18 protein-coding genes are annotated in these 21,615 nt (G+C 45.0%); 10 read left to right on the top strand and 8 right to left on the bottom strand.

Going from position 1 to position 21,615, the window contains the following annotated elements; genetic code table 11:
- Nucleotides 1-38 precede the first annotated feature (38 nt).
- On the bottom strand, nt 39-2,276 hold the full coding sequence (locus HWQ67_RS01735; RefSeq protein ID WP_218250915.1) for a sigma 54-interacting transcriptional regulator: 2,238 nt from the start codon (nt 2,274-2,276) through the stop codon (nt 39-41).
- Between the two features lie 166 nt (nt 2,277-2,442).
- Here HWQ67_RS01735 and HWQ67_RS01730 point away from each other — a divergent pair, with 166 nt between their 5' ends.
- Together HWQ67_RS01730 and HWQ67_RS01725 are read left to right on the top strand one after the other, a co-directional pair.
- Nucleotides 2,443-3,354 carry a hypothetical protein gene (locus HWQ67_RS01730; RefSeq protein WP_218250914.1) on the top strand — a complete coding sequence of 304 codons (912 nt, stop codon included), beginning with the start codon at nt 2,443-2,445 and terminating at the stop codon, nt 3,352-3,354.
- 155 nt (nt 3,355-3,509) lie between these two features.
- A complete protein-coding gene (locus HWQ67_RS01725) occupies nt 3,510-5,078 on the top strand; it encodes a tetratricopeptide repeat protein (RefSeq protein WP_218250913.1) in 1,569 nt (522 codons plus the stop codon).
- On the opposite strand, the gene HWQ67_RS01720 is transcribed toward HWQ67_RS01725, so the two are convergent.
- The 7 genes from HWQ67_RS01720 to HWQ67_RS01690 form a co-directional block, all read right to left on the bottom strand.
- Nucleotides 5,051-5,929: an N-acetylglucosamine-6-phosphate deacetylase gene (locus HWQ67_RS01720; RefSeq protein WP_218250912.1), complete on the bottom strand. Its 879-nt coding sequence runs from the start codon at nt 5,927-5,929 to the stop codon at nt 5,051-5,053. The genes HWQ67_RS01725 and HWQ67_RS01720 overlap by 28 nt on opposite strands.
- Nucleotides 5,930-6,276: 347 nt before the next feature.
- Nucleotides 6,277-6,657, bottom strand: a complete 381-nt coding sequence (locus tag HWQ67_RS01715; RefSeq protein ID WP_218250911.1) for a hypothetical protein — start codon at nt 6,655-6,657, stop codon at nt 6,277-6,279.
- A gap of 16 nt (nt 6,658-6,673) precedes the next feature.
- Nucleotides 6,674-6,985 carry a hypothetical protein gene (locus tag HWQ67_RS01710; RefSeq protein ID WP_218250910.1) on the bottom strand — a complete coding sequence of 104 codons (312 nt, stop codon included), beginning with the start codon at nt 6,983-6,985 and terminating at the stop codon, nt 6,674-6,676.
- On the bottom strand, nt 6,982-7,758 hold the full coding sequence (locus HWQ67_RS01705) for an RNA polymerase sigma factor (RefSeq protein WP_218250909.1): 777 nt from the start codon (nt 7,756-7,758) through the stop codon (nt 6,982-6,984). The genes HWQ67_RS01710 and HWQ67_RS01705 overlap by 4 nt, the downstream gene beginning before the upstream one ends.
- A 62-nt stretch (nt 7,759-7,820) precedes the next feature.
- On the bottom strand, nt 7,821-8,324 hold the full coding sequence (locus HWQ67_RS01700) for a Spy/CpxP family protein refolding chaperone (RefSeq protein ID WP_218250908.1): 504 nt from the start codon (nt 8,322-8,324) through the stop codon (nt 7,821-7,823).
- Between the two features lie 121 nt (nt 8,325-8,445).
- Nucleotides 8,446-11,967 carry a PAS domain S-box protein gene (locus HWQ67_RS01695; RefSeq protein WP_218250907.1) on the bottom strand — a complete coding sequence of 1,174 codons (3,522 nt, stop codon included), beginning with the start codon at nt 11,965-11,967 and terminating at the stop codon, nt 8,446-8,448.
- Between the two features lie 201 nt (nt 11,968-12,168).
- Nucleotides 12,169-13,461 carry a GGDEF domain-containing response regulator gene (locus tag HWQ67_RS01690; protein ID WP_218250906.1) on the bottom strand — a complete coding sequence of 431 codons (1,293 nt, stop codon included), beginning with the start codon at nt 13,459-13,461 and terminating at the stop codon, nt 12,169-12,171.
- A 311-nt stretch (nt 13,462-13,772) separates the two neighbouring features.
- Between HWQ67_RS01690 and HWQ67_RS01685 the strand changes: the two genes are divergently transcribed.
- The 8 genes from HWQ67_RS01685 to HWQ67_RS01650 all read left to right on the top strand — a co-directional run bounded on the left by HWQ67_RS01685 (nt 13,773) and on the right by HWQ67_RS01650 (nt 21,192).
- Complete coding sequence (locus tag HWQ67_RS01685) at nt 13,773-14,201, top strand: ATP synthase F0 subunit B (RefSeq protein WP_218250905.1); 429 nt, start codon at nt 13,773-13,775, stop codon at nt 14,199-14,201.
- A complete protein-coding gene (locus tag HWQ67_RS01680) occupies nt 14,185-14,790 on the top strand; it encodes an ATP synthase F0 subunit B (RefSeq protein ID WP_218250904.1) in 606 nt (201 codons plus the stop codon). The genes HWQ67_RS01685 and HWQ67_RS01680 overlap by 17 nt, the downstream gene beginning before the upstream one ends.
- A complete protein-coding gene (gene atpH / locus HWQ67_RS01675) occupies nt 14,787-15,329 on the top strand; it encodes an ATP synthase F1 subunit delta (RefSeq protein ID WP_218250903.1) in 543 nt (180 codons plus the stop codon). The genes HWQ67_RS01680 and atpH overlap by 4 nt, the downstream gene beginning before the upstream one ends.
- A gap of 4 nt (nt 15,330-15,333) precedes the next feature.
- Complete coding sequence (gene atpA / locus HWQ67_RS01670; RefSeq protein WP_218250902.1) at nt 15,334-16,848, top strand: F0F1 ATP synthase subunit alpha; 1,515 nt, start codon at nt 15,334-15,336, stop codon at nt 16,846-16,848.
- A gap of 7 nt (nt 16,849-16,855) precedes the next feature.
- Entirely contained in the window at nt 16,856-17,788 is a 933-nt protein-coding gene (gene atpG, locus HWQ67_RS01665; protein ID WP_218250901.1) for an ATP synthase F1 subunit gamma, read from the top strand.
- Between the two features lie 51 nt (nt 17,789-17,839).
- Nucleotides 17,840-19,360, top strand: coding sequence for an aldehyde dehydrogenase (adh, locus tag HWQ67_RS01660; protein ID WP_218250900.1), 1,521 nt, complete (start codon nt 17,840-17,842; stop codon nt 19,358-19,360).
- Nucleotides 19,361-19,479: 119 nt separating this feature from the next.
- Nucleotides 19,480-20,901: a F0F1 ATP synthase subunit beta gene (atpD, locus tag HWQ67_RS01655; protein WP_218250899.1), complete on the top strand. Its 1,422-nt coding sequence runs from the start codon at nt 19,480-19,482 to the stop codon at nt 20,899-20,901.
- A gap of 6 nt (nt 20,902-20,907) precedes the next feature.
- A complete protein-coding gene (locus tag HWQ67_RS01650; RefSeq protein WP_218250898.1) occupies nt 20,908-21,192 on the top strand; it encodes a hypothetical protein in 285 nt (94 codons plus the stop codon).
- The last annotated feature ends 423 nt before the right edge of the window (nt 21,193-21,615 follow it).

Genomic DNA, 21,615 nt, shown 5'->3' with positions numbered 1-21,615 from the left:
TTCGCAGGAATGACAATTACAGCCGTTTTCTAAGTGTGTCATTTCTTGCTTGACCAGGAATCCAGTATACGTAAAAGTATAGTTACCATGAAATATAAAGAAGATACATCATTTCTTTGTATAATTCTGTCTTTTATCTTTTCTGCAGCATTGTCAACATCTCTTGCATTACCTGGGAATGTATAACTAAGAAGTATTTGTAGAGCTACAGGTTTTATATAGATTTCATCAACAAAAATATCCTCTTTTTTACTATCATTCAATTTTTGTCTTATAAGTTCGAATAATAAAAGCGTTGCATCTTCACTACGCTCAGTCAGGGGTGTAAGCTCAAAGATATCAAAACGATTAAGCAGGTCTGGTAGTATTGTATTTTCTTCTACCATCTTTTTTAGTGGGCGACTTGTCCCCGCCACAATAAAGACCTTATTCGTAAACTGCTTTCCAGGGTCATTGTCATTTTTTTTGTTCGTATATGTTCCATCCTGGAGAAAACGTAACATAGCCGCTTGTGACATCTTATTAGGAAAATCTCCAAACTCGTCTAAAACAAGTACACATGGATAGCGGTCATTTTGTTGTTTCAAAAACCCTTTCTGTAAAAAATCCATCAGCTTTTCACCATGTTCAGCACAGTTAACAATCTCTAATGGTACAGGTTTAGTCTTACGATATTCCTGTTTTATCTTTACAGCATATTCATATCTGATTACATCGTATAGTCTTTCTTTACCAGTCCCGCTATCTCCTAAAATAAGAAGTGGTTTTGGCTGTTTTTTAGAATAATCGCTAACAGCTTTTTGTATAGATTTACAAATTTTTTCCTTTATAGAACCTTTTGTACGATTACCGCATATATAGTATCCATATGTATCAGCACCGTTTTTCTTATACTGATAGCGAATAAACTCATCTTTTACTCTAAAGTTATACATTTCTCCAGTTTGTTCAACATCTTTCACATTTGACTTATATTCAGGTTTACCGTTTTTATCTTTAAAATTACACCATCTCATTACTTCAAAAATATTTTCTCTTATTATTTGTGTTGAGGAGTGTTCTTTTTCCTTTTCTCCATCTTTCTCAGAATCATAAGGCAAAAGAGTATACAGTGCCTTTAATGGATTTTCGAGTTTTTGCATTTTTGCAAACTCTTTTGATTGTCTATGGGGTACAACTCGCCTCTTTCCAGGTTCATTGTTGTCTATTACATAGCTATATGGCCTGCCGCTTTTGGCTGTCCAATAAGTAAGACCAAGGTAATCAATAGGATCATTGTTTAATATTTCTATTTGATCAAGATCAATCTCCTCACGTCCAACGTAAAGTGATTCTTGTGTCGTATCTTTGCATTTAACACGTAAGCCAACCTCTATAGGGCCTTCATCTTCGCTGATTTGATCAATACCAACAAGTTGGGAATACCATGTAGGGTCACTTATGAATTTAGTTGCAGCATATGTTCCACCATCACTGAGTCCTGCACATACTACAATAGTGCGTCTAATCCCTTCACTCATAACTATATTTTTAAAGACCAATCCGTAATCATCTCTATATTTGATTGATTCTGAGCTTCTTTTGTATGTTTGCCCGGATTTTCTATCAATCATAGTCCCTAACCTTGCACTCTTTTTAAGTCTATTATCCAAAAATAGATTGTTTTGAGTTTGTCCGTCATCCTCTATTGAAGGAGGAATGAGATAACGTGCCGGATAACCTGCCAAACTTTGCAAGTCTCTAAACCAGCCATCTTTTTGCCATATTGTATAGTGCTGAGGACGCCCGACGATGATCCAAATGGTGGACTCTGGTATATCAGGATATATATCCTTTATAGCTCTGTATTCATCGCCTCTATATGTTATAAAATCGAGAAGTTTATCTATCAGTAAAGAACTAAGGATAGCTTCTATAGTTTTATATGATGGTTCTTTTGACTCTGATGGTTTTTCTGATGTTGATGGTTTATTTTGCTGCTGTTTAAGGAATTTAGTGATGGTTTCTTGATATTCACCAATATTTAGAGTTTCAGTTCCGCTATTTTTTTTGTTCCAATAGATTAAATCTAAAAGCGTAATTGACTGTAAGGGATCGGTTCTGACAGGGAAAAAATTAACACGATTTCTTAAATTTTCTCCAGCAAACAGCCTTGCAAGCTCGACAAGTGCCAGGCAATCGGTAGATCTAAAAAAAAACTCGCCAGGTTGCATGTAAAACACTGTTATTTTTTCATTTGTCTTAAATACCCTTGATAAAAATGGATTATCTTGCATTTAAGTCCTCCGTTCTATAATCAACTGCCATAATTTATCACACAATAAATCCCCATGTCAATATAATTTTTGTTCACACAGTGGTGCTCACTGACAATTGCATCAGGGGCATCGAACGTATCAACGCTCACGGGTCTCTGAAGGATGCCTGACAGCGAAAAGAGTGATGTTGACAATATTGCTCGGATGCCGGTATCATATAACCATGCACCAGAAGTACGATATAGCGTTAAAGGATATAATCAAGGATATCCCCCGACAATTCCTCAAGATATTAACGGGGTATGATTCCTGGCAGTTCATGGACGTCCAGTTCCCTGATATACAGACCAGACAACCTGATATAGTGATTAAGACATCTGATGGCACTATAATCCACATAGAAATACAATCAACAAACGATACAACCATGTTGAAGCGTATGTATCTCTATTCCGGCTTTATATACAACCAATACAACGTATTACCAATCCAGATTGTCTTATATGTTGGCAAGAAGCCGCTAAACATGCCAAGCAGCATAGAGTTTGGAACTATAAAATATGCCTACAGGTTGGTAGACATACACACTATTGACGGCAACAAATTAATTATAGGCGATAGCCCTGATGATTGCTTGTTGGCTATTCTGTGCAAAACCGACGACGTGGATGGCACGATAAAGAAGATACTTGACATATTTTACCCAATGCCCTACAAGGAAAGGGAAAATTATGTCATAAAATTACTGTATCTTTCCGAGTTGGTAAATTTGTATAAAAAAGTAAAAACGGAGGTAAAAAATATGCCTATAACCATCGACATAGAAGACAGCGAAGTCTTTAGAGATGTATTCATGAAGGGCAACCTGAAGGGAAGACTGGAAGGAAGGCTGGAAGGCGAACTCAAAGGCGAACTCAAAGGCGAACTCAAAGGAATAGAAGGAATGCTTGATATTAAATATGGCTCTGAGGGGCTTGGGCTTATGGATATGGTCAGAGCCATTGATACGATAGACAAACTGGATGCATTCAGTAAGCTTATCAGGCAATCCACTTCTGTTGCTGAGTTGAGAGCGTACCTGCATGGTAACGTTTGATTGTATCCTCGACATGGATTCCTGCTCTCTTCCCTGTTCAAACCAGGAACATGTTTTCAAAGTGTGTCATTGCTGGCTTAACCAAAAATCCAGGATGAGTAAAAATATAGTTACCATAGAAATATAAAGAAGATACAAAATCTTGTACATATAAAATGGAAGCAGGGTTTGATCTGAACGGGTTCATCGCCCAATGTATGCAGGACTGCACGCAGGACAATGACGAGTCTGTCTTTGAGGGTGTACTGAATATACTTGTGTACGAGGGCCTGATGGGTATCATCCACGATATGGGGGATTATTCCATACCCGACCAACAAGACAGTGATATTCCGTTTGATAGCCGGGACATGAGCGACTTAACGCTGAATCGTCAGTTGCTCAGGCAGAGGCTGATCCAATACGCACAGGACAATGGCATCGACCTCGTTGAGACGTCCCCTGCCGCAACAGCTATCTCAGAACGACTCGATGACGATAACATCCTTGAGCTGATGGGTGTTCTTGCGGTCAATGCCGCCGGCAGCGGTATACACACTGCCCGGGTCTGCGACCGTTTGGGTAAGGCGTGGGAAACAGTTGGACAGAAAAAAAACGCCATCGAGTACACCCTCAAGGCACTGGAACTGGACCTGTCGGCATACGGCAAGATGCACTCTGCCGTCTCTGAACGGTATAATGCCATAGGCGTGTCATTTAACAACATTGGCAGGCTGGATAAGGCCATCAGTTGCTTTAACAGGGCGCTGGAAGTAGACCTCAACATTTTTGGTGAAAATCACCCACGAGTCTCCACCCGATACAACAACCTCGGTATGTGCTGGAGGTCTTTGGGTGATGCCGGCAAGGCTATCGAGTGCTACGAAAAGGCCATCACAATAGACCTCGCCATCTTCGGCGACAAGCACCCGCGCATCTCTACGCTGTACAACAACATCGGCCTTGCATGGGCAACCATGGGGGACCTGCACAAGGCCATCGACTACTACACCAGGGCACTCGATATCGACCTCAAGTACTACGGCATGGATACCCCCGATATTGCCACCATTTACAATAACCTGGGGCTGGCATGGCGAACCCTGGGGGATGTGGAGAAGGCCCTCGGGTTCTATGCTCAGGCCCTGGAGATTGACATGAGCATCTATGACAATAATCACCCCTCTATCGCCAGGGACTACACAAACATCGGTACGGCATGGAGTCTGCTTGGTAATAGCCACAAAGGCATAGAGTTTTACAACAATGCCCTGGAGATTGACATAAACGTCTACGGCAGTAACCACCCCGATGTTGCCATAGATTACAACAACCTGGGTATGACATGGTGTACGTTGGGATTCATCGAAAAGGGCATCGAATACTACAAGAAGGCACTCAAAATAGACCTCAACGTCTACGGTAAACTGCATCCCTCCGTTGCCATACGCTTTAACAACCTGGGGCTGGCATGGCGTGACCTTGGTGAGTTTACAAAGGCCATAAGGTACTATGAGCGGGCACTCAAGATAGATAGCAGCCTCTATGGCGAAAGGCACTACAGCGTGGCCAGGGACCTCAACAATCTGGGTTCTGCCTGGCGGGAGGCAGGGTACAAGGACAAAGGGCTTGAATACTTCACACGTGCCCTTGCCATATTTTCAGACCTCTACGGTCCCGACCATCCGGACACCAGGACCGTCAGGGAAAACCTCGACTACTGCATGCTGTGGAGCCCGACATAGGTTGCCGGATTTGTCGTTATACAGGGCATAACCAGTTCTTCGTTGAAGCCGTTTTTGATGAGCCTCTTTGCGGCCTCCATCACGGTCATAGAGCCGCCCATCAGGGTGTTGCTTGTGTTGATGATCCCCCCGGTGTAGTGTGAGGACTGTGTCTCTTTCACTGTGTCGGAGATGATGATAATCTTGTCACTGGCCTTAGTGTTAAATATCAACGATATAGTTTTTTGGTGCAGGTGGTGGGGGTCTGCAATGACCTCGACATAGATGTCCTTGTTGGTCAGGGCAAAGCCTGCAATGCCAGGTTCGCGGTGGTGGAAGGGGCGCATGGCGTTAAATAAGTGTGTCACGCCGGAGGCGCCTGCATAGAAACCGGCCTCTGCCTCGGAGTATGTGGCATCGGAGTGTCCCATGCTCACGATTATGCCCCTGTCTCGTATCTGCCGTATCAACGGGATGGCACCGTCGAGTTCCGGCGCTACCGTGATCACCTTGACCACCTCCGATACACCATCCAACAACTCGTCGAGGGCCTTTTCGGATGGTTTTATGAATGCGTTTTTGTTCAGGGCGCCGCATCGCTGGGGGTTTAGAAACGGCCCTTCCAGATGTACGCCGAGTATCCGTGCCTGACTGATTGCAGTGCTTTCAGAGGATGCCTGTATCTCCATCGCCTTCTTCACCGTCAGGACATGAAGACGCATGACGTCTATTTCGGATGCGTAAATGGTTGGCACTATTATTTCAACACCGTTTTGTGCATGAAGCTCGGCTATCTTTATGATCTGCTTGCGTGAAGCCGTCTCCGTATCAAAACTGCCTATACCGTGCGTATGTATGTCTATAACTTCCATATTCAGATGTACGTGTCCTTTTTTTATTGCATCGCTATGTCACTATATCGCTTTATAATAACAAGAACAACCTATAAAATTGCAAGCAGGATTTTTATAGAGCTTTTATAGCGCGTTTCGATTGCGTGCAATACAAAAAAAGAAAGGGGCGGCTCCGCTTCTTTTTCGCTCCAGGTCGCACCTGGCCCCTTCAGAACCCCCCGCAAGGGGACCAGTCCCCTTGACCCCATAAAAATGCCACGTATTTTGTATTTAATCCAATCGAAATCTGCTATAATATCGAGTACAGCTCCAACCCCCCAACGATGTACCTACTTCATCACAGAAATATTTACAGTAACATAGTCTCACTCGTTTATGTGCCACTTTTCTCTTATGGTCTTGTACATTGCTTCAAGGGTTTTTTGTTGTTCGGGGGTGAGGGATGCCTTCATGTTGGCTATGCCCGATTCTATTATGCGTTCTATTTCGGGTTGATTTTTCTGCCGCAACTTTAGTATTTCACCCTGAGTCTGAGCGACAATCCTCTCGACTTCAACCCTCTGCTGCTGGGTGAGATTGAGCTTTTCATCCAGACGCTTGACGATGACCTTTTTGATTGCCGGTGGCCCCCCGTGGATCACCTTTACCATGCTGTGCTTTATATAAAGCCCGGTGAGCACAGCCCCCGTCAATAATCCGGAGACAAACACAAGGGCAAGCGCCGTTGCAAATTTCCACTTTTTCATAACCGTTCTCCTAAAGTCACCACACAAATACCTGCGTGGTGATAAGCCCAAGCGGGTCGCCTATCAAGAGACTTGCCAGGCTGTCCTGTGGGTTGATACCAACGCCTGCCGCAACCAGACACGATACCACGGCTATGCAGCAGGAGGCCGTCACAAATCGCCAGAGGAATGCCTCCGATGGCGTGCCCCTGTCCACCTCAAGTCCCCTGACATCCCGCATGACGTTGTCACGCCACCGCGGATCGATTGACGTCTCACGTCCGACACGGAAGGAATCTATGAGCGCCTGTTCTATCTTTTTTATCTTATCGTCGTTGTCTCTTGTCATCTCTCACCACCGTCTTTATCCTTAATGTTGATCAGCTTAAGTATCTGTTTCCTGAGCTTTGCCCTTGCCCTGTGTGCCCTGACCTTGACGTTGATGGCGCTCCACCCCAACAGTTCAGCGGTCTCCTTGACGGAGAGTCCTTCGAGGTGGATGAGGGTCAGCACCATCCTCTCCTGCGCACTCATTACACTCAGCGCCCACCGGAGCACCTCCTGTGCCTCTCTGGTGTCCCGTTGCCGTCTGAAGGTCTCAAGGGACTCCTCCGCTATGATCGACTCACACCAATTGCTGTGCTCCTGCGTGAGGCTGCTCATGGGGGCCTCCATCGACCGGTAATGCTCACGCCAGTAGTCGTAGCAGGTTCGCACCGCTATGGTTGCCACAAAGTGCTTAAACGGCGTCTTGCCCTTAAACGAACCCAGACTATAGTATATCTTAATAAAGACCTCGTGTGCCACCTCATGGCTGCTCTCATATGGTACGTGTTTAATCACAATGGCAAATACATATTTCTCATAACGCCTTAATATAATCTCAAAGTCATCCGTTGCACCACCAAGTATAGAGGCTATGATGTTTTCGTCGCTCTGGCAGATTTCGATTGGATTAAATACAGAAAACGTGGCATTTTTTACGGGGTCAAGGGGACTTCTTCGTGGCAGGGGCGCCTCGCCCCTCCCCTTGCAGGGGGTTCTGAAGGGGGGCGGAGCCGCCCCTTTCTTGTATTGTACGCAATCGAAACGCGCTATGTTATCATTGTCGTTGCTGTTCATTGTGTTTTTGTTTACGGGGGCGCCCCGTGCCGTCTGAGTATCTGGCAGGCGCCCCCGCTGTCTTAGCTGTGCTTACCGATCCAGGTATTGATCAGGTTCAGGATACGCTCGATCTTTGCCTTAATCATGGCTGCAAACTCTTCCTTTGCCTGTTCAAGTATAGCCTTTTGTTCGGTCGTTAGTACAGCGTTGACTTCGCTGACTATCTTTGCCCGCAATACGGCCAGTTCCTCTTCCTTGCTTGCCAGGAGCCTTGACTGTGTCCGTACCTTGGCCTCGTCGTAGGTGTCGGCGTGGATGGCGTCAAACAGTTGCGTCCTGACATCAACCACTTCCTTAATGTCCTTTTGCAGGGCATCCTTGTAGCCCTTGAGGATACCGGCAATTGCCGTCTTCTGCGCATCCGTGAGGTTGACTCCAACCAGCGCCCTGAGTATGATGTGCTGTGCATCCCCGCCACCGGAACCCTTAAGTCCGCCGCCTACCTCCGCCATCAATGTCGTGCTGATGGCCAACGTCAACACCATTGCTACCACGATCGTCCTGAGTGTCCTTCTTACTAACATCTGTGTGTCCTCCTAAATTGTTTTTTTTTGAGGCAGCCACTGCCGGCTCATGTCCGCCTTCTTGATTTAGTAGTCGCCGGAGGATAGGAAAAGGTTACAGGGGATTTTTTGGGGTCACGGTTTATCGTGACGCTACCGGCATACCTTTTGGGACTGTAATGGTAAACATGGCGCCATCTGAGGTGTTTGTGGCAGTTATTGAGCCATTCATGTGTTCTTCTATTATCATTTTTGACATGTAAAGCCCGATGCCAGTTCCTTTACCTTCCATTTTGGTTGTAAAGTATGGCTCAAATATCCTATCCATAATATCAGCGGGGATACCTCCGGCATTATCCGTTATAGTGACCACTGCATTTTGGCTATCTTCATAACAAGCGATCGCTATTTTTCCTTCTTTTATATTTCGTTCCAGGATTGCATCTTTGGCGTTATTAATAATATTTAAGACTACATGTGAATATTCATTGGCAAAGCCGGTTATATAAATGTCGTCATTATCGATAAATGTAAGTTCAATATTATTAAACTTAAAGCTTGATTCAACGAGAGTCAGTGTTTCTCGAATGCTGCTGCTCAGATAAAACGGTATCTTTTCTTTAGTCTGTTTAAAGAAATTCCTGAAATCATCAATTGTTGTTGACATTTTAGCTATAATAGTGGTGGCGTCTGTTAACAGATTGTGCATTAAAGTTGAATCCTGTTCCTTGCTATCACAGGTGTCCTCTATGTTAAACAATATGATATTGAGTGCATTTAATGGTTGTCTCCACTGGTGTGCTATGTAACTTACCATTTCGCCCATAGACGCCAACCTGGACTGTTGAAACATAATAACATCTTTTTGCCTGTTTTTAGCGACTTCCTCTTTGATTTTTTGCTCCAGATCAAGATTAATGTCTCTTATTTTCTCCTGCTGCAACTTTAATATAGTCTCGGTATTTTTCAATTTTGTTATATCCCTGCCATACAGGTTGACATAGCCGGATTCTTTAATCGGCACTACAGAGAAAAGAAAGGTGGTACCGTCTGAGACAGTGATTTCAATGTCGTCAGAAATTCCGGTTTCAAGTGTTCCCTCAATGATCTTATGCATGTAGGCCGGTAAGGTGTCAGTAGTAATGCCCCATTTGTCTAAAAATTCTGATCCTGATTGATTGCAGTATAGAATCCTGGCGTCTATGTCTACCCGCAAGACAGGATTTGGATTTTCGGCAGGAAATCTGGCAACATTTTGGAGTTCGTCCTCAGTCTGTTTCTTGGCTGTCATATCCCTCCCGGTGACAACGGCACCTGTAATGACTCCATTTGAGCCATAATAGGGGTAGTAGTATACATCCATGTACCTTTTGCCTATAGATGCGAAATCAAGCCAGGTCTGATAGTTGACAATTTCACCGGAGAAACACTTATCAAGGTTGGGTTTTATTATGTCATGAAAGACATTACTTCCAAAAAGCTCCTCAACATAATGACCTACAATCTCATCTTTACTACGGTTATGGGCAGTCAGGTACATTTTATTAACCATCTTGTACATGTAATTTGTATCAATCATAGAGATGTGCTCGCTGGTAGCTGAGATTATATCTCCATATTGCTTTAAGGTCTCCTCGTAGAGTTTTTGCTCTGTTATATCTTTAAACACCCCAAGCATATATATTACTTGTTCGTTGATATCCTTTATCAAACTGACATTAAGCCACACGGTGATTATTGTAGCGTCTTTTCTTTTAGCCCTCAGTTCACCGCTCCATCTTCCATCTTTTACAACGGTTGGCATTATTACTTGTTCTGCAATCATTTGGTCATCGTTAAAATCGCTTGTACTAAGACCTGTCATTTCATCAACGCTGTAACCTAGTATGTCTGCCGCTGATTTATTTGCATAAAATATCCTGCCCTCAAGGTCAACCAAATGAATACCATCCAGGGCGGACTCTACCGCCTGTAGAAAAAGCAATGCCCTTCTCTCCTGTCTATTTTGTTCCGTAACATCAATGGTAAATATGGCTACACTCATAACGTTGCCTTGTCTATCAAATACCGGATAGAGGTTATGACTAAAGTTATAACCATCACGTGTATCTTCATAAGCTATGGGAGTTTTTTCATTTATTACTCTGTCTCTTTGTTGTTTTCTAAACTGTGATACATCATGAGGGAGAAGGTCAAAGATATTCTTGCCAATAATTTTATCTGGAGTATAACCAAACCTCCTGGCACCTGTTTCATTTATTGTCAGGACAGTGCCATCGTTAGTTATCAGCAGGACAGACTCTGTAATTGAATTCATCAGCGCCAATAGGGTATTTTGGCTATTGGTTAATTCGGTCTCTCTGTCTATCAGCTGGATTGTACGTTGGGCTACCAAATCCTCAAGGTGGATTTTGTATAGTTCGATTTCGCGTTCGAGCTGCTTTCTCTCTGTTATATCATCTTTTATTGCAATATAATTTATAATATCGCCTGTATCATCAACAAGTGGGAATATGAGCGCCAATTCCCAGTATGATTCCCCATTTTTTCCCTTATTGAACAACTCTCCTTGCCATGTTTTTCCAGAGAGGATTGTCTTCCACAAATTATCATAGAATTTTTTTGTGTGTATACCTGATTTCAGCATACTTGGTTTTTTTCCAATGACATCTTCAAATGTGTATCCTGATATTTCTGTAAACTTAGGATTTATGTACTCTATATTAGCCTCCGTATCGGTTATTATTATACTGGCGGGGCTTTGCTGTACTATTTGGTAGAACTTTATAGCCTTCTCAGATGCAATCTTCAAAGAATTGCACATGGCATTCATGTCGGTAAACAGTTTTTTGATTTGGGTGGTAACAAATATTAGTTCATCACCTTTATGGTAGACGTATAGCTCAATTCCAAGGCTTTCTTTTGACATTTTAGTTATTAGTAATGCTATTTTATGGATTAATTTGGAAAATATATAAGTAAACAATGAAAAAAATGATATAAATGCCAATGCAGTCAAGGCTATCTGCTTTCTGTTTCTAACAACAATGTCCTTTAACTCATCGTGTATGACATTTCTGTCCTTGATGGATAAAAAGGCGAGCTTTATACCGCTCTGCGAGATATTAGACAATGGTCTTCGTGTAATGATGTAATTATCTTGAAGTTTTTTTACACTCATACCCTTCGGCAATATATCAGGTTGACTTGAGGCTACGATAGTAGAGTTACCTTCATCCTCCAATGCATGAAAGCTGTCGCGTGGATGTATTGTATATGATTTTCTCATAGTATTACTATCTATTTTAGATAACAATATTATGTAACCAAAGAGATTGCCTGTTTTATCAATTACTTGTTTCTTTAATATAAAAAAAGGTTCATTGTTTATTTTGGATATAAATAGTCTGTCAAATATGGCATACTTGTATAGCTGTTCAGCTAAAGCAGAAATAATGGGGGGGGGCTCTTTATCAAGATTTTTTATTACCCGTCCTTTTGAATCAATCAACAGGATATATTGCAACTCTAACATAGATTTTACCTCTGATTCATCAATGTAATCTATAAGAGCGGTACTATTTTTGATAATTTTAGTAAACATTTCAAGGCGTTTCACACCAGCGACAAACCTTTCCATATCCTCTTCCGTTTCGATCTTCATTCTTTCATATACCTGATTTTTATATTGCTCTTCTAATCTTTTGTTGTGAATATAATCCATGACAAACCATATGATTATCCCCAACACGAGTGACAAGACAAAGGCTTTTATTGTAATAGAGGTACGGTTATGAAGATATCTAAAAATACTGATAAACGGTAGCCATCTATTCATTATCTTAACGTTCACATTTAGATGTACTTAAGAACAGACCTTGTTCCTGCCGGAACGTTTAGCCTCATAGAGCAGTGCATCTGCACGGTGTAAAAACTCGCTTTCCGTCTCACCTTCTAAATATGTTACTACACCGAAGCTACTTGTGATTTTAATATCACAAATGCTTTGACTTTCAATGTTTGCTCGCAGACGTTGCGCAATTTCCACGGCAGCATCTAAGTTAATATGCGGCATAAGAAGAACAAACTCCTCCCCACCCCATCTTGCCAACACATCTTGGCTGCGAGTCTGATCGGATACGAGTTTTGAGATTTCCTTTAAAACGCAGTCTCCTAAAAGATGGCCATATTTATCGTTGACTTGCTTAAAATAATCGATATCAAAAAAAATCAGAGACAGAGGATACTCATAGCGTTTTCTGCTATTTATGTGTATTGATAGTGTTCGGTTAAAATATCTCTTATTATATAGACCTGTCAACTCATCTGTCACGGTTGAAATTTCCATTTCTCTTCTTTTATTTTCATAGTTTTCCACATCAGTTAACGAAAATATGTATGTTTTGCTTCCCGGAAGATGGGCATGTTTTAGGATATACGCACTGGATAAACGGTTATCCTCAGATGAGTTTATGGAAACTATTACATCCTCTTCGTTGTGTTCCTTGAGATAATTTACAAAACTCAAGCATCCTGCAGAGGCACTGCAATGCTTTGCATCCAGGGATATAATATCTTCCAGTGAGTTATACTTGCTATGAAATTCTTCTATGGAACTACAGTTTAGAAAACTCAAGAAAGTAGAATTTGCAAATTCTACTTTACCATCTCTCATTGTAAGTATAAAATTCGGTAACGAATTGAGTGTAAAGTTAATGAGCTTGTTCTTTTCATTAAGCTCCCTTTGCTGGAAAGATACTTTTGCAAGTTTTACTATTGTTTCAGCAAGTTTACGTGGGTCTATTGGTTTTTTCATAAAACTGTCTATCTGAGCATCTATGGCTTTAAGGAAATACTCCTCATCGTTAAAGGCTGTCGTGACAATTATCTTCGTATCAGGGCTTATTTCCTTAATATGCATTGCCATCTGAATACCATCCATATTAGGCATTCTTATATCGGTAACGACAATGTCGGGAACCTGTATCTTAAACATATCAAGCCCCTCCTGACCATCAAAGGCACTAAAGAGCATTTTCACACGCTTTCTTAGAAAAAAGGAAAGCTGTCTGTTTATTTCCTTATCATCTTCAACATACAGGAGAATTGTGTCTTTGAGAATATCCTCAGACCTACCATCAATTAAATCAACGCCCATTGCTTATGTTATCACAATGAAGCTGAATTTGTCAAAATGATATTGGGCATAAATATTTACGAGGGGTAAGAATTAATTAATTAAACAAGAGAGCATAAGTAGCTATAGCAAGTAGGAAGGGGTCAAGGGGACTGGTCCCCTTGCGGGGTGAGTCTGAGGGAGGGGCGGAGCCGCCTCCCTTCTTTCTTTTCTTAGAGGGTGAATTAGGCAAAGCCCTCCCTTCTTTTTCTTTTTTTTTCTTGACAAGATTATTTTATTGTGGTAATATGTTATCTGTTGTTTGATTTTAATACTATGAAGTGAGGACTTAAATGGTTGAGTTTACGGGTTGGTTTTTTGTGCTTCTGGCTAATTTCCTGGTACTGCTCTACGTCCTGAACGTCCTGCTGTACAAGCCGGTTATAAATATGTTGCAGGAGAGGGAGCGTGTCAAATCCGATTCGCTGACCGAGGCCAAGGCCCTGCTGGCAAAAAAAGACGCCGCCGTTGAATCTCTGAAGAAAGACCTCGCCATCGCACACGAACAGGCAAAGAAGGAGTTCAATAAGTTCAAGGAAGAAGGTCTCTCAATACGTAAGGAGATAGTCGATAAGGCACAGGAGGAATCCATTAAGAAATTTTCCGGGGCCGTTAAGGAGATTGTCGCCGAAGTTGAGAAGGTCAAATCGTCGTTAAAGGCAGAAATCGATTCTTATGCCGATGTTATCATCGAAAGGCTAGTGCATGAACGCAAAAATTAAGATAACTCTATTGTTTGTTGTAACAATCGTGGCAATGTGTGGCCTTGCATACGCCTCGGAATCGACCGGTGGCGCACCGGCGGCAGAACACGGGGAGGGGCACGGCTCATCGCTGATGCAGTGGGTCTGGCTCGTGGTCAACTTTGCCATCTTTGCTTCGGTGCTGTTCTATTTCCTAAGAAAACCGGCCGCCGCCTTTTTCCGGCAACGGACGGAAATGATCGAAGCAAGTCTCAACGAGGCAAAAGAAGCCAGAAGTATCGCAGAAAAGGCCCTCAAGGAGATCGACGAAAACCTCCGCCTCAAGGACGACGAAATAGCACGGATCATCAAGTCGGCACGGGAGCTGGGTGAGGCCGAAAAGGAACGCTTGATTAGCAGCGGTAAGGAGTTCGCCGAAAAACTCATCGAACTGACCGAAAACAACATCGCCGACGAACTCAAGCGTGCCAGGGAAGACCTCAGAGAAATGGCCGTCGAACAGGCCGTTGAACTGGCAGAGAGGCGTATTAGGGAAAAAATGAACGACACGGCAATCCAGGCCGGTTTGATTGACAACGCAATAGAAAAGATCGGGGCAAAAAATTGAAAAAACACAGTAAGGTAGCCAAAAGATACGCTCAAACCCTCTTTGGCTCTCTCGGCATAGATGACATAGAAAAGTTAATACTGGAACTTTCCCTCGTTAATATGCTGATCGAACGGGACAGGTCGCTGCGGGCGGTTTTCAGCAGCCCGATGTTCTTCGAAAAAGACCAGCTCGACGCCATTGACCTCATAGCCGTGGAACTAAAACTCACAAAGCTGTGCAAGGGCTTTGTCCTTAACGTCATAAAGAAAAAGGACATCGATAAGATATCCGATATCCTGGCCATGTTGACACGGTTCTATCTGTCCGCAAAGAACATGGTGCGGGCAGTGGTCATAACGTCGGCAAGGCTGGATGAGCAAAGACACAAGCGCTTGCGTGATTCACTCCGCGCTCAGTTGAACAAGGAGGTTGAGATAGAGTATGTCATAGACCCGTCAATTATGGGCGGGATTGTCGTAAAGGCCGGAGGTTATGTGTTTGACGTGAGCCTTAAGGGTCAACTGGCAAAATTAAGAGAAGCATTATTAAAGGGGTGATGATATGGAAATAAAAGTGGAAGAGATAAGCGCACAGATCAAGAAAAGTATATACGGATTTGAGGAAAAAATAGACGTAAGTGAGATAGGCACCGTCCTGAGCGTTGGTGATGGTATTGCCAGGGTGTATGGCCTTGACAAGGCTATGTCAAGTGAGCTTCTCCAGTTCCCTAACGACGTCTATGGTATGGCGTTAAACCTCGAAGATGAGACAATAGGCTCCGTCCTCTTTGGAGAGTCGCAGCTCGTACACGAGGGCGATATAGTAAAACGCACGGGCAGGATCATGGACGTCCCCGTCGGAGAGACACTCTTGGGAAGGATCGTCAACGCCATCGGGCAACCAATAGACGGCAAGGGTCCTATCAATACCAAAGAAAGAAGAATGGTGGATATCATAGCCCCCGGTATAGTTGACAGACAATCAGTGCATGAGCCAATGCAGACCGGAATCAAGGCCATCGACTCCATGGTTCCCATAGGCAGGGGGCAGAGAGAGCTGATTATCGGTGACCGTCAGACCGGTAAGACGGCCATTGCCGTTGACGCCATCATAAATCAAAAAAATACCGACGTCTTTTGCATATACGTGGCCGTAGGACAGAAGATGTCCAATGTGGTTAGGGTCGCCAAGGTACTGGAGGAACATGGAGCACTCAAACACACGATCATTGTGTGTGCAAGCGCCAGTGAGCCGGCCTCGTTGCAATACATAGCGCCCTACAGCGGTTGCGCAATGGGTGAGTACTTCAGGGACTCCGGCAGACATGCCCTGATTATATATGACGACCTCAGTAAACAGGCCGCAGCCTACAGACAGTTGTCGCTGCTGCTGAGACGCCCCCCCGGACGTGAGGCATACCCCGGTGACGTGTTCTTTCTGCACTCAAGGCTGCTTGAGAGGGCGGCAAAGCTATCCGAAGCCCTTGGAAGCGGGTCGCTGACCGCACTGCCAATCATCGAGACACAGGCCGGAGACGTTTCGGCATACATCCCAACCAACGTTATATCGATAACGGACGGACAGATTTATCTTGAGCCAGACCTGTTCTATGCCGGTATCAGACCGGCCATAAACGTCGGACTGTCGGTCAGTCGTGTTGGAAGCGCCGCCCAGACAAAGGCCATGAAACAGGTGGCCGGTACCCTCAGGCTTGACCTGGCACAGTATAGAGAGTTGGCCGCATTTGCACAGTTTGGAACAGACCTCGATAAAACCACCCTCGCCCAGATAGAGCGCGGCAAGAGAATGGTCGAACTCCTCAAGCAACTACAGTACATGCCCATGCCCTTTGAGGAGCAGGTGGCAGTGCTCTTTGCGGCAACCGAAGGATTCCTCGATGCGTTGCCCGTTGAAAAGATAAGGGAATTCGAACTCGCCTTCCTACATCATATGAGAAAAAACAAGACAGACCTGTTAAAACTCATAGTCGAAAAAAAGGCCATCACAGACGACTTTAAACCCGCCCTTTCGGAGGCCGTCAAAGAGTTTATGAAGACCTTCGCAAGCGTAGAGTAGTATATAAATGCCTAGTCTCAGAGACATAAGAAAACGCATAACATCAATAAAAAGCACCGGTAAGATCACACGGGCGATGCAAATGGTCTCCGCCGCAAAGCTCAGGCGGGCACAAAACAACGTCCTGATGGCCAGGCCATATTCCAATAGCCTGAATTCGCTGATCATGAGCCTTTCTGCCGGCGTTGACGACAAGGAGAGTTACCCGCTGCTGTCGGTGCGTCCCATCCAAAGGGTAGAGGTACTGGTGCTGACCAGCGACAAGGGGCTTTGTGGTGCGTTTAACACCAACATCCTCAAGGATACACAACGACTGCTGGCCGATCTCAAACGACAGGGAGTGGCGGTCAACCTCACCACAATCGGAAAGAAGGCAAAGGAGTTCTTTCATCGCATGGGTGTGCCTGTAAGAAAGTCCGTCGTAGATTTCTATAAGACCTTTACGTATGAGCAGGTTCAAGGCATAGCTAACGAAATAATCACCGCCTACACGGGAGGACGCCCCGAAGACAGGCCGGAAGACAAAATCGACGAGTCTATCATCGTCTACAACGAGTTCAAGTCCACGCTCGTGCAGACGGTCAAGCGTATGCGCCTGTTGCCCATCGAGCAATCACCGGTTGAACAGCCAAAGAAGTCGGAAGCCCACGACCATGTGGATATCCCTGCTGATCAGATCAAGTTCCTGTTTGAACCCTCGGAGCTAGAGATAATAAACGGCCTGCTGCCCAAGTACGTAGAAAACCGGGTATATCTGGCAATCCTCGAATCGCAGGTATCGGAAGAGGCCGCCCGGATGGTGGCAATGGAAAACGCCACGCAAAACGTCAAAGAAATGCTGGAGCAGCTCACGTTACAGTACAACAAAGCCAGACAGGCATCCATTACCAACGAACTCCTCGACATTGTCGGCGGAGCCTCTGCCATTACGAGTAGTTGACTTTATCTCAACAATAATATTACGCAGGTATAAATTAAGGATGGAAAAGCGATGATTTATGAACAGCCAACAACAGAAGGCGCAATACTAAGATTTAAAGACAGCTATGATAACTACATCGGAGGGAAGTGGACACCCCCGGTAAATGGTGAATACTTTGAAAATCTATCCCCCGTAACGGGTAAACCCTTTTGTAAGGTACCACGCTCCCAGGCCCAAGACATAGAACTTGCCCTCGATGCGGCCCACGCAGCAGCACAGAAATGGGGAAAGACATCGGCAACCGAACGCTCAATTATCCTCAACAAAATAGCCGACAGGATGGAAGCAAACCTTCAACTCCTGGCACTGTCCGAAACATGGGACAACGGTAAACCCATCAGGGAAACAATGGCCGCCGACTTGCCGCTTGCAATAGACCACTTTAGATACTTTGCCGGATGTATACGAGCACAGGAAGGGTCACTGTCAGAACTGTCGCATGACACGGTTGCCTACCACTACCACGAACCCCTTGGTGTTGTAGGACAGATAATTCCGTGGAATTTTCCCCTCTTAATGGCATCATGGAAACTTGCGCCTGCCCTTGCTGCAGGCAACTGTGTCGTCATCAAACCAGCAGAACAGACCCCCGTCACTATCCTATTATGGATGGAACTCATTGCAGACCTCTTGCCGGCAGGCGTCGTCAATATAATAAACGGTTTCGGACTTGAAGCAGGAAAACCTCTGGCTTCAAGTAACAGAATCGCAAAAATAGCATTTACGGGAGAAACCTCCACGGGAAGACTCATTATGCAGTATGCCTCTGAAAACATTATTCCCGTAACCTTAGAGTTAGGCGGAAAATCTCCGAATATATTCTTTAACGACGTCCTGTCCGATGAGGACGAGTTCTTTGACAAAACCCTCGAGGGATTTGCCATGTTTGCTCTTAACCAGGGAGAGGTCTGCACGTGTCCCTCAAGGGCGTTAGTTCAAGAGTCCATATACGACCGATTCATGGAGAAAGCCATTGACAGGGTTAAACGGATCAAGCAGGGCAACCCCCTCGATACGGACACCATGATAGGGGCACAGGCCTCGACGGAACAAATGGAAAAAATACTTGGATATATAGAAACAGGCAAGCAGGAAAAGGCCGAAATCCTCTTGGGGGGAAACAGAAAGATACTTAACGGCAACCTAAAAGATGGCTATTATATCGAACCTACGATTTTTAAGGGGCACAACGCTATGCGCATATTCCAGGAGGAGATATTTGGGCCGGTGTTGTCCGTTACAACATTTAAAGACATCCAGGATGCAATCAATATCGCCAACTACACCCCCTATGGCCTTGGTGCCGGTGTCTGGACCAGAGACATGAATCAGGCCTACACGGCAGGACGCAACATACAGGCCGGACGCATCTGGGTAAATTGTTATCACACCTATCCGGCCCACGCAGCCTTTGGTGGCTACAAGCAGTCCGGTATCGGGAGAGAAACTCACAAGATGATGCTTGAACACTATCAACAGACTAAGAACCTGCTTGTAAGCTATAATCCTAACAAGCTGGGATTCTTCTAGTAAAGGTTGCAATTGCATATTTAGGGTAAATCTGTTACAGGATTTGTAAATGAGATATCCGTGACAACAATGTACCCTTATAAACAGATATAAATAGAGTAAATCAGGAGGTTGATATAATGAGAATAGGAAGTGTTGCACAGGTTATCGGGGCAGTCGTTGACGTGGAGTTTGAAGGGCAACTTCCTGAGATATTAAATGCCCTCAAGGTAGAGTATCCCGCCGTGCCCGACAAGAAGCTCCCTGCCATAAACCTGACCCTTGAGGTTGCCTCACACCTCGGTGACAATACAGTACGCACAATAGCGATGTCCTCCACCGATGGCCTTGTCAGGGGGATGAAGGTCAAGGATACCGGACAACCTATCACGGTGCCGGTTGGCAATCAAATCTTGGGCAGAATACTCAACGTTATCGGGGAGCCATACGACAAAAAAGGCCCGATAAACGCCGAAGACCATTGGTCGATACACAGACAGGCGCCATCGTTTGTCGAGCAGGAGCCAACCACGCAGGTCTTTGAGACGGGCGTTAAGGTCTTTGATCTCATGATACCGTTTGTCAAGGGTGGTAAGATCGGTATGTTCGGGGGCGCCGGCGTTGGCAAGACCGTCGTCATCATGGAGATGATCCACAACATAGCAATGGTGCATGGTGGTGTGTCGGTCTTTGCGGGCGTGGGTGAGAGAACCAGAGAGGGTAACGACCTCTATCGCGAAATGAAAGAATCCGGCGTTATAAACAAGGCCGCTCTCATCTACGGTCAGATGAACGAACCCCCGGGTGCAAGACTCAGGGTTGTTCTGACGGCGCTTACCGCAGCCGAATACTTCAGAGAACAGGGGCAGGACGTCCTGCTCTTTATAGATAACATATTCCGGTTTACCCTGGCAGGGGCGGAGGTCTCTGCTCTGTTGGGCAGAATGCCCTCAGCCGTGGGATATCAGCCCAACCTGGCCACCGATATGGGTGAACTCCAGGAGAGAATCACAACGACCAAGAAAGGCTCTATTACCTCGATGCAGGCCATCTACGTCCCGGCTGACGACCTCACCGACCCGGCGGTCGCAACGGCCTTTACGCACCTCGATGCCACGGTCGTGCTCTCAAGAAAGATATCGGAGCTTGGTATATACCCGGCCGTGGATGCCCTGGATTCAACATCGAGAATCCTTGACCCCCTTATCCTCGGCGATGAGCACTACAGGGTCGCCAGGCAGGTGCAGATGACCCTCCAGAGGTACAAGGAACTACAGGACATCATCGCCATCCTCGGAATGGAGGAGCTATCGGAAAACGACAAAATCGTTGTGGCACGGGCAAGAAGGCTACAGAGGTTCCTGAGTCAGCCCTTCCACGTTGCCGAAACCTTCACCGGCACCCCCGGAAAGTACGTCAAACTCGCTGACACCATAAAGGGCTTTGATGCCATAGTCAACGGACAGTATGACGATGTCCCCGAACAGGCGTTTTACATGGTAGGCCCCATAGAAGAGGTCGAGGAAAGGGCCAAAAAGTACGGCTGGTCCAAACAGGTATAATCCGATATGAAAGAATCTCTGACCTTAGAAATCGTAACACCCGTTGGATTTTCCTTCACGGATGAGGTAGACGAGGTCGTAGCCCCCGGCACGGAAGGGCAGTTTGGAGTGCTCCCTGGGCATACGAGCTTTTTGACCACCCTGGAGCCAGGCACGCTCGTATACAAAAAGGGTGCCACGCTAGGGCGAGTAAGTGTCAAGAGCGCCTACGTCCAGGTCGTCTCTAACCACGTGTTGGTCCTGGCAGACAGCGCAGAGTTGGAAAATACCACCTCGGATGAAAAACACTGAAAACAAGAAAGGGGCTATGGCTTCTTGTCGCTCCAGGGGGTGAGGCACCCCGGCCATAAAAGTCGCACTTGGCCTCTTCAGAACCCCCTGCAAGGGGAGGGGCGTGCCTAGGGTCTCTCTGCCCCCAGTTAGTTGTGCCAGTAAGGGCATGAGGGGTAAATATAAATTTAATTACTTGACGAAAATAAAGGCAAAATGGTAAAAATAAAAATGATGTGGAATAAGGAATGTAATTACAAAGATATATTGTCAACTACGGCTAAAAAATGCCTATAAAACCTCCACCTTTTCCCAAAGTTTTAAATATAGAATATCCTCGAGTTTTCGAAAAACAGGCAAACAGCATGGTATCAATTTTGCTAACCATTTTTGCCTGTTTTTTTATGCAATCTCACGCAACTCCTTCTGCTTTTCACGCTTCCT

This window comes from Candidatus Magnetobacterium casense, assembly GCF_019173545.1.
In the GTDB taxonomy this organism is placed as follows: Bacteria; Nitrospirota; Thermodesulfovibrionia; order Thermodesulfovibrionales; family Magnetobacteriaceae; genus Magnetobacterium; species Magnetobacterium cryptolimnobacter.
The sequence above is the reverse complement of the archived record's forward strand: the minus strand, read 5'-3'. Positions and strand labels throughout refer to the sequence as shown.

What these genes read in the sequence shown, in the direction of transcription:
- HWQ67_RS01735 (WP_218250915.1), bottom strand. Translation starts at nt 2,276, where the DNA reads ATGCAAGATAATCCATTTTTATCAAGGGTATTTAAGACAAATGAAAAA.
- HWQ67_RS01730 (WP_218250914.1), top strand. Translation starts at nt 2,443, where the DNA reads ATGTTGACAATATTGCTCGGATGCCGGTATCATATAACCATGCACCAG.
- HWQ67_RS01725 (WP_218250913.1), top strand. Translation starts at nt 3,510, where the DNA reads ATGGAAGCAGGGTTTGATCTGAACGGGTTCATCGCCCAATGTATGCAG.
- HWQ67_RS01720 (WP_218250912.1), bottom strand. Translation starts at nt 5,929, where the DNA reads ATGGAAGTTATAGACATACATACGCACGGTATAGGCAGTTTTGATACG.
- HWQ67_RS01715 (WP_218250911.1), bottom strand. Translation starts at nt 6,657, where the DNA reads ATGAAAAAGTGGAAATTTGCAACGGCGCTTGCCCTTGTGTTTGTCTCC.
- HWQ67_RS01710 (WP_218250910.1), bottom strand. Translation starts at nt 6,985, where the DNA reads ATGACAAGAGACAACGACGATAAGATAAAAAAGATAGAACAGGCGCTC.
- HWQ67_RS01705 (WP_218250909.1), bottom strand. Translation starts at nt 7,758, where the DNA reads ATGAACAGCAACGACAATGATAACATAGCGCGTTTCGATTGCGTACAA.
- HWQ67_RS01700 (WP_218250908.1), bottom strand. Translation starts at nt 8,324, where the DNA reads ATGTTAGTAAGAAGGACACTCAGGACGATCGTGGTAGCAATGGTGTTG.
- HWQ67_RS01695 (WP_218250907.1), bottom strand. Translation starts at nt 11,967, where the DNA reads ATGAAGATCGAAACGGAAGAGGATATGGAAAGGTTTGTCGCTGGTGTG.
- HWQ67_RS01690 (WP_218250906.1), bottom strand. Translation starts at nt 13,461, where the DNA reads ATGGGCGTTGATTTAATTGATGGTAGGTCTGAGGATATTCTCAAAGAC.
- HWQ67_RS01685 (WP_218250905.1), top strand. Translation starts at nt 13,773, where the DNA reads ATGGTTGAGTTTACGGGTTGGTTTTTTGTGCTTCTGGCTAATTTCCTG.
- HWQ67_RS01680 (WP_218250904.1), top strand. Translation starts at nt 14,185, where the DNA reads ATGAACGCAAAAATTAAGATAACTCTATTGTTTGTTGTAACAATCGTG.
- atpA (WP_218250902.1), top strand. Translation starts at nt 15,334, where the DNA reads ATGGAAATAAAAGTGGAAGAGATAAGCGCACAGATCAAGAAAAGTATA.
- atpG (WP_218250901.1), top strand. Translation starts at nt 16,856, where the DNA reads ATGCCTAGTCTCAGAGACATAAGAAAACGCATAACATCAATAAAAAGC.
- adh (WP_218250900.1), top strand. Translation starts at nt 17,840, where the DNA reads ATGATTTATGAACAGCCAACAACAGAAGGCGCAATACTAAGATTTAAA.
- atpD (WP_218250899.1), top strand. Translation starts at nt 19,480, where the DNA reads ATGAGAATAGGAAGTGTTGCACAGGTTATCGGGGCAGTCGTTGACGTG.
- HWQ67_RS01650 (WP_218250898.1), top strand. Translation starts at nt 20,908, where the DNA reads ATGAAAGAATCTCTGACCTTAGAAATCGTAACACCCGTTGGATTTTCC.